This is a genomic window from Alienimonas californiensis (assembly GCF_007743815.1).
Classification (GTDB): Bacteria; Planctomycetota; Planctomycetia; order Planctomycetales; family Planctomycetaceae; genus Alienimonas; species Alienimonas californiensis.
The window spans coordinates 4,032,899-4,048,981 of record NZ_CP036265.1 but is presented as its reverse complement, the minus strand read 5'-3'; the positions used below and the strand labels follow the sequence as shown (position 1 = coordinate 4,048,981).

At 72.0% G+C, this 16,083-nt stretch carries 8 protein-coding genes and 1 pseudogene; 7 read left to right on the top strand and 2 right to left on the bottom strand.

Annotation, left to right across the window (positions count from 1 at the left end; all coding sequences use genetic code 11):
* Positions 1 to 242: 242 nt before the first annotated feature.
* The 7 genes and pseudogenes from pnp to CA12_RS23030 all read left to right on the top strand — a co-directional run.
* Positions 243 to 2,393: a polyribonucleotide nucleotidyltransferase gene (gene pnp, locus CA12_RS16010; protein WP_145360031.1), complete on the top strand. Its 2,151-nt coding sequence runs from the start codon at positions 243 to 245 to the stop codon at positions 2,391 to 2,393.
* Positions 2,394 to 2,471: 78 nt separating this feature from the next.
* Positions 2,472 to 3,194, top strand: a complete 723-nt coding sequence (locus tag CA12_RS16005) for a sensor histidine kinase (RefSeq protein ID WP_145360030.1) — start codon at positions 2,472 to 2,474, stop codon at positions 3,192 to 3,194.
* Positions 3,195 to 3,283: 89 nt separating this feature from the next.
* Positions 3,284 to 4,702: a sigma-54-dependent transcriptional regulator gene (locus CA12_RS16000; protein ID WP_145360029.1), complete on the top strand. Its 1,419-nt coding sequence runs from the start codon at positions 3,284 to 3,286 to the stop codon at positions 4,700 to 4,702.
* A gap of 198 nt (positions 4,703 to 4,900) precedes the next feature.
* On the top strand, positions 4,901 to 6,724 hold the full coding sequence (locus CA12_RS15995; protein WP_165700802.1) for an Hsp70 family protein: 1,824 nt from the start codon (positions 4,901 to 4,903) through the stop codon (positions 6,722 to 6,724).
* Between the two features lie 97 nt (positions 6,725 to 6,821).
* Positions 6,822 to 9,632 (top strand): PSD1 and planctomycete cytochrome C domain-containing protein, encoded by a 2,811-nt coding sequence (locus tag CA12_RS15990; RefSeq protein ID WP_207622021.1) that lies wholly within the window; start codon positions 6,822 to 6,824, stop codon positions 9,630 to 9,632.
* 12 nt (positions 9,633 to 9,644) lie between these two features.
* Complete coding sequence (locus CA12_RS15985) at positions 9,645 to 11,063, top strand: DUF1501 domain-containing protein (protein WP_145361589.1); 1,419 nt, start codon at positions 9,645 to 9,647, stop codon at positions 11,061 to 11,063.
* A gap of 247 nt (positions 11,064 to 11,310) precedes the next feature.
* Positions 11,311 to 11,886, top strand: a pseudogene (locus CA12_RS23030) (alpha/beta hydrolase); the annotation flags it as partial.
* Positions 11,887 to 12,195: 309 nt separating this feature from the next.
* On the opposite strand, the gene CA12_RS15975 reads toward CA12_RS23030, so the two are convergent.
* Together CA12_RS15975 and CA12_RS15970 are read right to left on the bottom strand one after the other, a co-directional pair.
* Positions 12,196 to 13,365 carry an FtsW/RodA/SpoVE family cell cycle protein gene (locus CA12_RS15975; RefSeq protein ID WP_242687954.1) on the bottom strand — a complete coding sequence of 390 codons (1,170 nt, stop codon included), beginning with the start codon at positions 13,363 to 13,365 and terminating at the stop codon, positions 12,196 to 12,198.
* Positions 13,366 to 14,944: 1,579 nt separating this feature from the next.
* Positions 14,945 to 16,015 (bottom strand): DNA topoisomerase IB, encoded by a 1,071-nt coding sequence (locus CA12_RS15970; RefSeq protein WP_165700801.1) that lies wholly within the window; start codon positions 16,013 to 16,015, stop codon positions 14,945 to 14,947.
* Positions 16,016 to 16,083 lie beyond the last annotated feature (68 nt).

The following is a 16,083-nucleotide window of genomic DNA, read 5'->3' as shown; positions in this document are numbered from 1 at the left end:
CGTCTGTTGGAAGTCGGGCCGACGGGAGCGTCGGCCGTTTCTCGCGGCGAGGGATCGCCGGATTCCCGATGCGCCGACGTCCGCGACGTCGGCCGCCGTCGTTCGTCAGGACGGATTCGTGGATCGCCGTTTGATCGTCACCTGATTGCGGACGCCGAACCCGGCCCACGGGTTCGCGCCGCCCCTTACCAAACCGCCTCGGCCGGGCCGAGGTCACGAAGAAGCACGCAGAAGAAATCTCCATGCCGTCGAAGCCGAAGTCGCTGGACCTGACCCCCGTTTCCGTCGAACGAGAGATCGGCGGTCGCAAGATGTCGCTGAGCACGGGCGATCTCGCCCGTCAGGCCAGCGGCGCCGTCCGCCTGCAGTTCGCGGATACCGTGCTGTTCATCGCCGCCCAGCGGGGCGCGCCGCGGCCGGGGATCGACTTCTTCCCGCTGCAGGTCGATTACCGCGAACGCCTCGCCGCCGCCGGCCGCTTCGCCGGCGGTTTCCTCAAGCGCGAGGGTCGGCCGACCAACAAGGAAATCCTCACCGCCCGCGTCACCGACCGGCCGATCCGTCCGCTCTTCCCGAAGGGCTACAAGGACGAGATCCAGGTGCAGGCCAACGTGCTGTCCAGCGACGGCGCGAACGACCCGGCCCCGCTGGTCTCCTTCGGCGCCTCCGCGGCGCTGATGATCGCCCCGGTGCCCTTCGACGGCCCGATCGCCAGCGTGCGGGTCGGCCGCGTCGACGGCGAGTTGGTCCTCTTCCCGACCCAGGCGGAGATGGCTCAGAGCGACCTCGACCTGATCGTCGGCGGGTCCAAGACCAGCGTCCTGATGATCGAGGGCTTCGCCGGCCAGATCCCCGAGGACGAAATGGTCGAGGCGATCATGTTCGCCCACAAGACCTGCGTCGAGCTGTGCGAGATGCAGGACGAACTGTGCAAGAAGCTCGGCGTGAAGAAAACCGCCTTCGCCAAGCCGATCGAGAACGTCTTCGCCAAGGCCCTGAAGAAGGACGGCTACGACCGTCTGAAGGAGGCCAAGACCAGCGGCGACAAGGCGGACCGGTCCGAGGCCGTCGAAGAGCTCCGCAACGAGCTGATGGCGGACCACTTCGAAGGCGACGCCGAGGAGGCCTCCAACGGCGGCAGCCGGGCGGAGTTCAAAGCGGCGTTCTATCAGCTTGAGCACGACGTCGTCCGCGATCTGCTGCTGGAAGGCAAGCGGATCGACGGCCGGGCCCCGGACGAGCTGCGGGCCCTGGACGTGAAGGTCGGCGTGCTGCCGAAGGTGCACGGCTCCGCCGTGTTCACCCGCGGCGAAACGCAGTCGATGTGCACCATCACCCTGGGCAACACCCGCGATCAGCAGCGGGTCGACGGCCTGTTCGGGGAGCACAGCGAGCGCTTCATGCTCCACTACTACTTCCCCAGCTACTCCGTCGGCGAGACCCGCCCGATCCGCGGCCCCGGCCGCCGGGAAATCGGCCACGGCGTGCTGGCCGAACGCAGCGTCTACCCGGTCCTGCCGCACCCGGAGAAGTTCCCGTACACGATCCGCTGCATCAGCGACATCCTCGAGAGCAACGGCTCGTCGTCGATGGCCAGCGTGTGCAGCGCCACCCTGGGCCTGATGGACGCCGGCGTGCCCATCACCCAGCCGGTCGCGGGCATCTCCATCGGCCTCGTGAAGGAGTCCGACAAGAAGTACACGCTCCTGACCGACATCATGGGCGACGAGGACCACTTCGGGGACATGGACTTCAAGGTCGCCGGCACCCAGAAGGGCATCACCGGCATTCAGCTCGACCTGAAGATCGACGGCATCTCCGAGGCGATCATCCGGGACGCCCTCGCCCAGGCGAAGGAAGCCCGCATCACGCTGCTCCGCACGATGCTCGGCGGCATCCGCCGCCCGCGGGCCGAACTGGCCCCGACGGCGCCGCGCCTGCTCTCCACGAAGATCGACCCCTCCAAGATCGGTCTGCTGATCGGCCCGGGCGGGAAGAACATCCGGGCGCTGCAGGAAGAGACCGGCGCCACGCTGGACGTGCAGGACGACGGCACGGTCGTCATCGCCAGCGACAACGCCGCCGGCGCCGAGGCCGCCTTGGCCCGCGTCGAGGCGATGGGCGAAGACGTGAAGGTCGGCCGCGTCTACAACGGCAAGGTGACCAGCATCAAGGACTTCGGCGCCTTCATCGAGATCGCCCCCGGCAAGGACGGCCTCTGCCACATCAGCGAGCTGGACGAAGGCTTCGTGAAGAACGTCTCGGACATCGTCAAGGTGGGCGAGACGGTCGAGGTCAAGGTCATCGCCGTGGACGACCAGGGCCGCGTGAAGCTGTCCCGCAAGGCCCTGCTCGTCGACGACGATGAGGACGGCGAGGACGAGGACGAGTGATCCCCGCGGCGTCCCTGTGATTTAGCGACCCGGACGCTCCCAGCGTCCGGGTCGCTCCCGTTTCCGGGTTCTTCATTCATGTCCGACGACACGCCCCACGACATCGCCGTCCTCGCCGGGGGGCTGGCGCACGAGATCCGGAACCCGCTCTCCACGATCGGGCTGAATCTCGAACTGCTGGCGGAAAGCCTGGGGGGGACGGAGCCGGACGAAGCCGACGATCGTCCCACCGCCCGGCGAAAGCGGATGCTGCGAACCGTGCAGCGGGAGTGCGGGCACCTTTCGGAGATCCTCGACGCCTTTCTCGCCTTCGCGCGGGCCGGCGAGCCGGATCTGAAGGAGGCGGACCTGAACCGGCTGGTGCGGGAATTCGCGGAGTTCTTTCGCCCCGCCGCCGCCGCCGCTGGGGTGCGGCTCACCCTCCTGCCGGCCGCGGACCTGCCGCCGGTGCGGCTGGACGTCCGGTTGATGCGGCAGGCGTTGCTCAACCTGGCGCTGAACGCCCAGCAGGCGCTCGTGGGCGAGGGCACGCCGCTGCCGCACATCGAGGTGGCGACCCGGCCGATCCTCGTCGGCCCCGCCGGCGGGGCGGTGGAACTGAGCGTCGCCGACAACGGCCCTGGCGTGCCGGCCGACGCCCTCGCCACGATGTGGGACCCGTTCTTCTCCACCAAACCCGGCGGCAGCGGGCTCGGCCTGCCGACCGTCCGAAAGATCGTCGAGGCCCACGGCGGCCGCGTGCATTGCGAAAGCGGCCCGTCCGGCACCACGTTCCGGATCGCGCTCCCCACGGCTCGCTGAGACTGCCGCTCGCGGTTTCACGGGCCGCGAAACCGCAAGCGACGTCCGAACCCGTTAGCGTGTGCGCCCCCTGACGCCCTAGTTCGACCATGCCTGATTCTCCCCCCGACGACGACCTCTCCGGCGTTCCGATCCGCGTGCTGATCGTGGACGACGACAAAGCCCACGCGGAGACCGTCGCCGACGTCCTGGACCCGGTCGGCTGCGAGTGCACCGTGGCGGCGGGCGGGAAGGCGGGCGTCGCCGCGGTGGCGGCCGAGGTGTACGACGTGGTCGTCACCGACTTGAAGATGGAGGGCGCCGACGGGCTGAAAGTGCTCGAACGCACCAAGGAGGAGCTGCCGGACGCGGAGGTGATCGTCGTCACCGGCTACGGCACGGTCGACAGCGCCGTCGACGCGATGCAGCGGGACGCCTTCACCTACCTCGCCAAGCCGCTGGACGTCGCCCGGCTGCGGGCCGCGGTCGCCCAGGCGGCCAAGCGGATTCGGCTGGCCCGCAAAAATGCGGAGCTGAGTCGCCGGTTGGACGAGCGCTTCGGCTTCGAGGGCGTCGTCGGCACCAGCGGCCCGATGCGGCAGGTGATCGAGGTGCTGAGGAACGTCGCCCCGACGGATTCCACGGTCCTCATCACCGGCGAGAGCGGTACCGGCAAGGAACTCGTCGCCCGGGCCTTGCACCAGAACAGCCCCCGCAAAAACAAGCCGTTCGTCTCCCTGAACGTCGCCGCGTTGCCGAAGGACATCCTCGAGAGCGAGCTGTTCGGCCACGAGGCCGGCGCCTTCACCGGGGCGAGCAGCAAACGGATCGGCAAGTTCGAGTACGCCAACGGCGGCACGCTGTTCTTGGACGAGGTCGGCGAGATGCCCGCCGACATCCAGGTCAAACTGCTCCGCGTGCTGGAGGACCGGAAGGTCACGCGACTGGGCTCCAACGCGGAGATCCCGATCAACGTCCGCCTGCTCGCCGCGACGAACGCCGACCTGCTGGGGATGGTGACGGACAAGGCGTTCCGCGAGGACCTGTACTACCGCCTGAACGTCATCAGCATCCGCCTGCCGCCGCTGCGGGACCGGCGGGGCGATATTCCGCTGCTGCTCGACTACTTCCTCCGCGATCTGACGGAGCGGTACGGCAAGGACGTGGTCGGCTTCACCCGCCGCGCCCGCACCGCTCTGATGAGCTACGAGTGGCCGGGTAACATTCGTCAGTTGCGGAACGTGGTGGAGCGAATGGTGGTGCTCGACACGGACGGCCTGCTGGACGCCGGCGATCTGCCGGAGGAGGTTGCCGGATTGGCCCCGGAAGAGGGCGACGACGCTGTCGCGGCCCGCGGCGCCGGCGGGGGGTCGGACCACCTGATCGGACGGCCGCTCGCGGAGGTCGAACGCTTCTACGCGGAGCGGGCGTTGGAGGTCACCGGCGGCAAGCGGGAGGACGCCGCCAAACTGCTCGGGATCGGCGAACGGACCCTTTATCGTAAGCTCAAGGAGTGGGGTCTGAACTGACCCCGGGGCCGGCGGAACCCCGGCCCCATGACGCCCCGTGGTCCGGTTTGCAACCGTCGACAGCGATCGAATTTCACTCGCCGCGGAGGTTGGACAGCCCCGCGCGCGCCCCCTAAGTTCGACCGGCCGCCACGGAACGGCGGCGCCCCCGCGGACCGACGAGTCGGCGGGGTTTCGGGGGGACGAACAGGCAAGCGAATGACGGCCGAAGCCGACTCTTCACGGCCCGCCGACCGATCTCACGGAGCGAACGACGCCGGCGGGGGCGGACGGCAGCGGCACCGGCGCCGCAACCGGCGCGGGAACGGCCCCCGGCGCCCGCGGCCCCTGCCCGTCGGCATCGATTTCGGCACGGACAGTAGTTCCCTCGCCGACTTCGGCCCGGACGGCGCCCCGCACGTCCAACCCAACGCCCGCGGCGAGCTGCGCACCGCCTCCGCGGTCAACGTCTCCCCCAACTGCCTCACGCTCGGCACTCCCTTCGGCGACGATCAGGACGCGGACGAGACGCAGTTCGAAGGGGACGAACCCGAATCCGGCAACGCCGAGGGCTGCCCGATTTCCATGGCCGGCTTCAAGCGGATGTACCAGGATTCCGGCGGCACCTTTCAGCGCGGCGGCGCCGCGATCACCGCGGGCGGCGGGCCGGTGACGCCGAAGCTCCTCGGGGCGGCCTTTTTGCGGGGCTTCACCCGGGAGACCGCCGGCAATCGGCCGGAGGACGCCCCCGTCGTGATGACGGTCCCCCACGCCTTCACCCGCACCCCCCGCGACGCCGTGCGGGCCGCCGGCCGGATCGCGGGGCTGAACGTGGCGGAGACGCTCTCGGAAACCAGCGCCGCCGCTCTCGCCTGGCTCTGGAAGGACACCGCCGCCGACGGGCAGGCCGTCGGCCGGACCCGGCACGCGCTGATTTACGACCTCGGCGCCGGCACCTTCGACGCCGCCATCGTCCGCACCCGCCGGAACGAGTTGCACGTGGTCGCCGCCGAGGGCGACCCGCATCTGGGCGGCCGCGACTGGACCGAAACCCTGGCGGAGGACGTCGCGGAGCGCTTCCGCGAAAAGCACGACCACAACCCCTTCACCCGCTGGCGCGCGCGGCAACGGCTGCTGGGCCAGTGCGAGCGGGCCAAGCTGCGGCTCTCGCAGCGGCCCGTCAGCGACGTGCCGGTCATCGCCGCCGGCCGGCAGGACGTGTTCGAAGTCACCCGCGATCGCTTCGAGGGGCTCACGCAGGACCTGCTCCGCCGCACCCGCGATCTGACGGAGTTCCTGCTGGAGAACGCGGGGCTGGAGCCGGAGGATCTGGACGTGATCCTGCCGGTCGGCGGGGCGGCGGCGATGCCGGCCGTTCGGCGGATGCTGGGCGAGTTGTTCGGCCCGCGGGCCACGCCGGACCACGCCGCCCGTAAGGCGTTTCCCGACCCCCGCACCGCGGTCGCGGAGGGCGCAGCGGTCTACGCCGCGATGCTGCGGGCCACCGCCGGGGCCAACGGCGACGGCCCCCCGCCGGACGTCCCGGCCCGCGTCCGGCGCCGCCTGCGGGCGATCACGCTGGAGGAGGTCAGCGCCCACTCCGTCGGCGTGGAGATCGAGGACGCGAACGTGCCGGGCCGCCGCTTGAACCACGTCGTCCTGCCCCGCGGCGTCCGGCTGCCGACCGCCGTGCAGATGACCTTCGGCACCACCGTCGCGGACGCCGAGGGTATCCGGCTGCGGCTGGTCGAGGGCGAACGCCCGGAGGCGGCGGACTGCGACCGCCTCGGCGAGTACCGCATCACCGGCCTTCCCCCCGGCCTGCCGGTTCGCAGCCCGGTGACGGTGCACATCTCCCTGGACGAACGGAACGCCCCGCACGTCACCGCCCACCGCGCCCTCGCCCCCGGGACGAACGGCGCACAGCGGGCGCACCACAACCTCGCCCCCCTCACCGTCGAACCGCTCCGGCTCGCCCCGGGCTCCAAAGAGGAGGCGGAGGCCCGGAACCGCCTCGCCCGCCTGATGCCCCACCCCCGCTGAGCCCCGGCTGGGCTCCCGCGGGACGCCGCGGCACATTGACAGCGACGAGGAGGCCGGGGATCGTGCACCCATCCCCGAACGTTGATGGTTTCCGCCCGTGAACCGCGTCCTCCTCCGCTATCTGCTCGCCGCGTCGGCGTGGTGCGGAGCGAATGCCACGGCGGCGGAACCGGACGGGTGGACGGAGGGGGAACGGCTGTTCGCCCTGGAGGTGCAGCCGATGTTCGCGGCGAAGTGCCTCGCCTGTCACGGGGCGGACGGCGACGATCTGAAGGGGGCCTTCGACCTGTCGACGCGGGCCGGGCTGCTAGCGGGCGGGGAGAGCGGCGACCCCGGCGTGACGCCCGGCGACCACGCGGCCGGCAGCCTCTACGCCCTGCTGAAGTGGGACGACGGCTACGGGATGCCGCCGAAGGAGGCGGATCGGCTGACCGAGGCGCAGCGGTGGGCGGTGCGGGATTGGATCGACGCCGGGGCCCCCTGGCCGGACGCGGCGACCGTGGCGGCGATCCGCACCGCCCACGCCGCCGGCGTGCGGGTGCCCACCAGCGGCGGGCTCTCTGACGACTGGACCGATCGCCGCTACGAGCCCGCAGACGTCTGGGCCTACCGCCCGATCGCCGCTCCCCCGCCCCCGCCGAACCCGCCCGGGTTCGCCCCGCCGGCCGATCCGGCGGACGCCTTCCTCAACGCGAAGCTGGCGGAGGCCGGGCTGACCCCCGCCCCGCGGGCGGACCGGCGGACGCTGCTCCGCCGGGCGACATTCGATCTGACCGGCCTGCCGCCGGCGCCGGCGGAAGTCGCCGCCTTCCTCGCCGACCCGCGGGACGACCGGACCGCCTTCGCCGCGGTCGTGGACCGCCTGTTGGCCAGCCCGCATTACGGCGAGCGGTTCGCGACGCACTGGCTGGACGTGGTCCGCTACGCAGACAGCGGCGGCCTCGCCAACGACTTCCAACGCCCGAACGCCTGGCGTTACCGCGACTACGTGGTGCGGGCCTTCAACGACGACAAGCCGTTCGACCGTTTCCTCACGGAGCAGCTCGCCGGGGACGAACTGGTCGACTCCGGGGCGCTCGCGGCGGGCTCGCCGGAGGGGATCGACGCCCTGATCGCCCCCGGATTCCTGCGGATGGGGCCGTGGGAGCACACCGGGATGAGCGTCGCGAAGGTCGCCCGCCAACAGTTCCTGGACGACGTCACGGACACGGTCGGCCAGACGTTTCTGGCCCAGCCGCTCCAGTGTGCCAAGTGCCACGACCACAAGTTCGACCCGATTCCGACCCGCGACTACTACGCGATTCAGGCCAGCTTCGCCACGACCCAGTTCGCCGAGCGAGCCGTCCCGCTCCACCCGCGGGAAGACCCGCGGGACCACGACGAACCCCGCTATCTGCGGGAACGGATCGCCGCGGCGCAGGCGGTCCAGCGACGCGTCGATCAGAAGAAGATCGAGCTGGAAAAGCGGTGGTACGCGGAACGCGGCCTGAAGTACGCCCCCCGCGGGCAGAAGCAGAAGCAGGGCGTGCCGGAGGCTGAGATCGCCCCGAAGACGGTCGATCTGGACCCGCTTGATTTCGGTCTGGAACGCGTTGCCCGGAAGGCGATCCAACGTCATCAGTGGGAACTGGACGCCTTCAAACCCTACGCATTCACCGTCTACAGCGGGGCGAGCCCGCCGATGAAACCGGTGACGGCGCCGCTTCGCCTGCCGGAGGACCGGGCACGGGGGGAGATCGAACGCTCCGCCATCCTGACCGGCGGCGACCCGTTCAGCCCGGGGGAGCCGGTCGAACCCGGCGTGCTGAGCGCCGCGCTGCTGTCCGTCGATCCGGCCGCCGCCGACCCGGTGCCGGAGGCGCCGACCGGGCGTCGGCTGGTCCTCGCCGGCTGGCTGACCGACCCGGCGAACCCGCTGCCCGCCCGGGTGTACGCCAACCGGCTGTGGCAGTGGGTCTTCGGTCGCGGGCTGGCGGCCAACGCGAACAACTTCGGCGGCGGCGGGGCGGAGCCGACGCACCCGGAACTGCTCGATTACCTCGCCGTGCGTCTGGTCGAGGGCGGGTGGCGAACGAAGCCGCTGGTGCGGGCGCTGCTGTTGTCGGACGCCTACGCCCGGCGTTCGCTGCACCCGGACCCGGCGGCCGTCGCGGCGGCTGATCCGAACGGGGAGTTGCTGGCCGTCGCCCGCCCCCGCCGGCTCACCGCGGAGGAGCTGCGGGACGCGATGCTGGCGTTCTCCGGCGAACTGAATCCCGCGGTCGGCGGCGTGCCGGTCCGGCCGGAGATCGAACCGGACGTCGCCCTGCAACCGCGGCAGGTGATGGGCACCTTCGCCCCCGCCTGGCAGCCGGACCCGGACCCGCGGCGGCGGCACCGCCGCACCCTCTACGCCCTGAAGCTGCGGGGACTCCGCGATCCGCTGCTGGAAACCTTCAACGCCCCCACGCCGGACGCCCCCTGCGAACGGCGGGAGACCAGCATCGTCGCCCCGCAGGCCCTCGCCCTGCTGAACGGCCGCAACACTCTCGGCCGCGCCCTCGCCGCGGCGGCGGCCGCGCTGGCCGACGAACCGGAGCGGGACGCCGACGCCGTCGACGCCCTGTTCCGGCGGGCGTTCAGCCGACCGCCGACGGACGCGGAGCGGACCGCCTGCCTGTCGCACTGGCACGCCATGACGGCCCGCCACGCCAGCCTGCACTTCGATCCCGTCCGCCCGCCGTCCGAGGTGCTGCGAGACGCCGTCGAGGAGAACACCGGCGAACGGTTTTCGTATGTGGAAACGCTCGAGCAGGCCGCGGACTTCATCCCGGACCTCGGCCCCGCCGAGGCCGACGCCCGCACCCGCGGTCTGGCGGAGGTGGCCCTCGTGCTGCTGAACGCGAACGAATTCCTCTACCTGGACTAAGCGGACGTGACGATCCCCCCGCCCGCCGCCGTGCCCCGCCGGGACGCCCTGTTTTCGCTGGGCGCCAGCGTGGGCGGGCTGGCCCTCTCGGCGCTGCTCGCCGAGGAGGCCCGCGGCGCCGACGGATCGAACGCCGCGCCCCTGCCGCACCGGGCGGCAAAAGCGAAACGCTGCATCTTCCTCACGATGGAGGGCGGGCCGAGCCATATCGACACGTTCGACCCGAAGCCGAAGCTCCGCGACCTGCACCTGAAGCAGTTCAAGCGGGAGGGCGAGAACTTCTCCGCGATGGAATCCGGCACGCGGTACTACGTCGAGAGCCCCTTCCGCTTCGCCCAGGCCGGCGCCAGCGGGGCGGACATGTCCACCGATTGGGCCCATCTGGCGAAGGTGGCGGACGACCTCTGCTTCTACCGGGGCTGTCAGGCGGAGAGCGTGAACCACCCGACCGCGATGGCCCACATCAACACCGGGAACCGCTTCGGCGGCGACCCGGCGGTGGGGGCCTGGGTGACCTACGGGCTGGGTTCGATGAACGCGGATCTGCCGGCGTTCGTCGTGCTGCCGGAGGTGAGCCATCCGCAGGGCGGCGCCGCGAACTGGGGCGCCGGCTTCCTGCCGGCCCGCTACCAAGGCACCCCGCTGCGGGCGGAGGGGTCGCCGATCCTGAACCTCGCCCCGCCCGCCGGGATCACGCGGGACCACCAGCGGCGGAACCTCGACCTACTCGCCGAGTTAAACCGTCGACACGCCGCCGACCGCGTCGCGGCGGGCGATCCGTTCGCCGAGACGCTGTCGGCCCGGGTGGCGAGCTACGAACTGGCCTTCCGCATGCAGGCCCGGGTGCCGGGGTTGATCGACGTGGAGGACGAGGATCAGGCCACGCGGGATCTTTACGGCGTCGGCGGGGCCGACACCGACGCCTTTGGCCGGAAGTGCCTGCTGGCTCGCCGGCTCGTGGAGCGGGGCGTGCGGTTCGTGCAGCTCTACCACGGCACCTGGGACTCCCACGACCAGATCGGCCGGGCCCACGGGAACCTCGTCCGGCAGGTGGACCAGCCGATCGCGGCCCTGCTGACGGACCTGAAGCGTCGCGGCCTGCTGGAGGAAACGCTGGTCGTCTGGACCGGCGAGTTCGGCCGCTCCCCGGACAACGCCCCCCGCGGCGGCATCGCCTACGGGCGGGACCACAACGCCAAGGCGATGACTGTCTGGCTGGCCGGCGGCGGGGTGAACGCCGGCGCGACCGTCGGGGCGACGGACGAACTGGGGGCGGAGGCGGTCGAGTGCGTCCACCCGATCCGCGATCTGCACGTCACCCTGCTCCACCTGCTCGGCCTGGACGACAACCGGCTGACCTACTTCAGTTCCGGCCGGTTCAAGCAGCTCTCGCAGTTCGGCGGCGAGGTGATCGGCGAACTGCTGGCGTGACGAAGGCGAGCGAGGGGGCGTCAGCCCCCCGTGCGATCGAGGGCGTCCGAGAACACGGAGGGCTGACGCCCACCGCTCGCCGTCGGGCTACACTCCCGGCGTGAATCCTCCCCCCACCCCTGCCGAGATCGCCGCGGAGCGCGAGCCGGACGAGCCGCCGGTCGATGCGGAGGAAGTCAGCCGCCTGCAACGCATCCGCCGACGCGCCGGGGTCGGGCATTGGCTGGGGGTGTGGGTCGGCCGTCAGATGCTGCGGTTGCCCTGGCTGACGCGGTTCAGCCTGACCCGCAAGCGGCAGCGGCCCCAACTCCAGAACGACGGGGCCACCTACGGCACGACCCTCGCCGCGGACGGCGTGCCGATCGGCTACTGCTACGTGCCCCCGGCCGCCGGAGCCCCGCGGCGGCCCGGCGTGGTGCACCTGCACGGCTGGATGGAGACGAAGGAGACCCACGCCGAGACGGCCCGCACCCTGTCCGGGCTGGGTCATCCGGTGTTGATGGGCGATCTGCGGCACCACGGCGACAGCGGCGGCCCGTTCGTGACCTTCGGGGTGAAGGAACGGCACGACGTGGACACGCTCATCGACCTTGCGACGGAGCGGGGCTGGTTCGAGCCGCCGGTGATCACCGTCGGCTTCAGCACGGGGGCGGTCGCCGTGCTGGCGCACCTCGCCGTGGACCGTGCGCGGTCCAGTTCCGACGGCCCCGGTCCCCGGGTCGCGGGGTGTGCGGCGCTGGCGCCGATGATCTCGCTGCGTCGCGGCGTGCGGTGGTTCCGGGGGATGGCGGCCCCGCAAATCGCCGAACGCTGGCTGATGCTCGGCGTGACGGAGGCGATCCGCCGGGCCGGCCTCAGCTTCGACGAGACGGAGCTGCGCGACGTGGTGAAAGCGGAGGACCGACCGATCCTGTTCGCCGCCGGGGAGCGGGGCGATCGCTTCACGCTGGGCGATCAGGTGGAAGAACTGCACCGACTCAAGACCCGCGGCTGGACGGCCCTGCACACGGTTCCCGGTGTCACCCACTTCGCCGTGGGAGTGGAGGCTTTCCCCGCGATCCTGCCGAAGTGGGAGGCCCTGCTGGCGGTCGTGCGGGAACTCTGCGACGAACCGGCCTGTGCCGACGACGGCTCAGCGGTCGAAGCGGGGGCCGAAGTGGAGGGGGTCCGGACGGACCTCCACCCGACCGCGGAGCGCCACGCCGATCACCAGCCCGACCGCCGCCCCGCAGGCGACCAGACTGCTGCCGCCGTAGGAGACCAGCGGTAGCGCGAGCCCGGTGATCGGCATCAGCCCGACCGTCATCGCCGTGTTGATGACCGCTTGAGTCCCGAACAACGCCCCCACCCCGGCGGCGGTCAGCCGGCCGAACGGATCGCCGCAGCGGGCCGCCACCCGCAAACAACTGGCGACCAGCGTGCCGAACAGCCCCAGCACGGCGAGCGTTCCCGGCAGGCCGAAGCGTTCGGCGACGAGGCAGAACACGAAGTCCGTCCGGGCCGCGGGCAGTTGCAGGGCGTCGCGTTCCTCCAGGTCGGAGCCGCCGCCGAACAGCCCGGCGCTGCCCCCCGCCCCGCCGAGGGCGAGCACCTGTTTGGACCGATGCAGGTGATAGCCGTCGCCCGGCGGGGCCGGTTCGCTCAGTTCCGTCAGCGGGCGCTGGGTGAAGACGGCGGTGACGCGGCTGCGCTGCTCCGCGCTCATGCCGAGCCACAGGACCGGCAGGCAGGCCAGCCCCAGCACGGCCGCGGCGGCGAGGTGGGAACCCCGCGCCCCGCTGGCGATCAGCACGGCCCCGAGCATCGGCAGGAACACCAACGCCGTGCCGAGGTCCGGTTCCTTCAGGATCAGACCCACTGGGACGACGGTCAGCAGGAAGGGCGGGATCAGCCCGACGACGGTGCGGTGATTGCGGCGATGCGACAGGTACCGGGCCAGTGCCAGCAACACAGCCAGCTTGGCGAACTCCGAGGGTTGCAGCAGGACCGGCCCCACCGGGATCCAGCGCTGCGAGCCGTTCCGGGCCGGAAAAGCGTAGACGAGGATCAGCAACCCCACCGCCGCGGCGAACGACGGCAGGGCCAGCGACTTGAGGAGCCGCGTCGGCACGGCGGCGACGGCGCCGCAGGCGACCGCCGCGAACGCCGCCCAGACCCGCTGCTTGGCGGCGAAACCGACGGCGTCGGGCGAGACGCCAGCCAGTTCGTCCCCGCGGCCGATCGCCAGCAGACCGATCGCCGCCAGCGCGGCGGCGCTCAGCGCCGCCGCCCAGGGGAGGCGGGACAGGGGGATGCGGGACACGGCGATTCTTCCGGGGGAAGCCGGGTTCTAGTCGCCGCGAGGCGGTGGGCGGAACTGCGATTCGCCCGCGAAGGACCGTAGACTCCCGCCGTGAACAGCCGCGTCGCCCCCGTCGTCGCGTGCGTCGTGACCGCCGGGCTGCTCGCCGCGACGCTGGCGACGACCGCCGCCCGCCCCCTGTACCACGCGGATCTATGGGCGCATCTGGCCTACGGCCGGCACATCCGGGCGACGGGCGAGGTCCCGGCGACCGAACCGCTGATGCCGCTCAGCGCGGGGGAGCCGTTCGTGAACTTCGCTTGGCTGGCGGGGGTATTCGGGTCGTGGCTGTACGACCTCGCGGGGCCGGAGGGCCTGCGGCTGGCCGGCGGCCTGTTGACGGCGCTGGCCGTGGGCGGCGTCGGCCCCGCGGCCCGTCGGCGGGCGCGGGCACCGTGGGCCGGGTGGATCGCGGGGGCGGCGTTCCTGTTCGTGGCCTGGTTCCAGCTGTTCGCCTTCCCCCCGTGGTCCGCCCCGCTGGGACCGCAGATGCTGCGACCGCAAACGCTTGGGGTCGTGCTGTTCGCGGCGCTGCTGGCCGCCACGCCGATCCCGCGGCGGCCGGGCTGGCGGTGGGCGCTGCTGCCGCTCGTCTTTCTGCTGTGGACGAACCTGCACGGCAGTTGGCCGCTGGGGCTGGTCTGGCTGGCGGCGGACCTGCTGAACCGCATCGGACGGCTGGGCCCGGCCGCGTGGCGGAGCGGCCGGATGCGGCGGGCGGCGGGGCTGGTCGCCCTCTGCGCTGCGGCCTGCTGCGTAAACCCGCTGGGGCCGTGGGCGTACGTCGAGGCACTGACGTTCGGCGGGCATCCGAACCTGGCGGACGTGATCGAGTGGCGACCGCTGACCTGGGAGATGAATCAGGGACGGGCGTTCTTCCTCGCCGCGGCGCTGCTGGCGGTCGTGGCCCGGCTCAGCCCGCGGCGGATCGGGTGGGGCGAGGCGCTCGTGCTGGTCGGCTTCGCATTGGCGGCCTGCCGGACAAGTCGCTGGCTGCTGTGGTGGGCGGGGCCGGCGGCGCTGTTCCTCGGCGTGCACGTCGCGGCGATCGTGCAGGCAAGATGGCCGCAGGCGCTCAGGGCGACTCGGTGCCGCGGGAGTTCCTGGGCCTGGGCGGCCGGGCTGGTGCTGGGCGTGGCGTTGAGCCCGCCCTCGTGGAATCTGGCGCGAGGCGAACGCGCCACGGCGGACAGCCTCGCCTTCGGCACGCCGGTGCGGGCGGCGGCCTATTTGCGGGCGCATCCCCCGGCCGCGCAACTGTTTCACGCCCACGCCTTCGGCGACTTCCTACTCGTGGCCGGGCCGTCGGACGTGGCGATTTTCGTCGGCTCCCACGCCCACCTGATCCCGCCGCAGGTCTGGAACGATGCCCGTGCCCTCTCCACCGCGGCCCCCGGGTGGGAGGACCGACTCGAGCTCTACGGGGTGACGACGCTGATGCTCTCCCCGCGTGAGCAGCCGGCGCTGCTGGTGGCCGCCCGCCGGTCCTCCCGTTGGCGGCAGGTCTACGGGGACCAGACGGCGGTGATCTTCGAGCGGGTCACTCCTCCGCCGCGTATTGACGAAGCAGGGCCAGTAACCGCCGCTCCGACCGCCGCAGGCCCCGCAGACGCACCGGCCGCGGGGGGCGGGCGCCGTTCGCCACCTCCGCCGCGAACTCCGTGACGGCGGGGTGCACGTAGTACTCGCGGCAGACGGCGGCGGTATTGCCGAGGTACTCGCTGGCCGCCACGACCGCGGCTCGCACGGGATCGGTCTTCGGATCCGCCGGTCCGGCCAGCGCCGCTTCGAAGGCGACGCGGGCGCCGTGCCAGGTGCGGAAGTCTTTCGCCGTCACCTTCCCGGCGGCGGCGTGCGACAGGTAGGCGTTGACCTTGGAACTGCTCAGCGGCCGCCAGACGCCGGCGCCGTCGCGGTACTTCAGCAGGGTGTCGCCGCCGGCGGCCTTGAGCGTCTTGAGGGACCGGGCCAACGAACGGCGGCGGCATTCCACGTCCCGCTGCACCCCGTGCTTGCCAAGGAACGACAGCCGGATCAGCCCGCCGCGGACGACGACGTGCTCCGGCCGGAGCGTGGTCAGGCCGTACGTCTGATGATCGCGGGTGTAGTCGGCGCCGCCGACGCGGATCGCGGCGGCGTCCAGCAGCCCGGCGGCGAGGGCGCAAGCTTTCCGTTTGTCCATCCGCAGGCGGCGGGCGTCGCGGCGGATGCGGCGTCGCATCCGCGGCAGCACGGCTCCGAAGGCGGCCAGTCGCAGCCACTTCGCCTCGCCCGCCGCGGTCGCCCAGCTTGGGTGATAGAGGTACTGCTTCCGGCCCGCCGCGTCCCGACCGGTCGCCTGGAGGTGGCTGATCGGGTCTGGCGAGACCCAGACCTCCTCCCAGGCGGGGGGAATGGCGAGGGCGTCGATCCGCGCCCGCTCCTCGCCGGTTCGGTCGAGCGTCTCCCCCTCCGGGGTGCGAAAGGTGAACCCCGTGCCGCAGCGAACGCGGACGATGCCCGGCGTGTCGTCTGCAAGGTGATGCAGGCCGGCCCGCTTGGCCAGGCGGAGCGGGTCCTCGACGGCGTCGATGGACGCAACCGCGGCGCGTTCGATCAGGCGGACGGACAACTTCAGTGCTCCGGATACGGCGACCCCACCGGCAGAACGGTACGCCGGCGGCGGGCGATGTCCGCCGG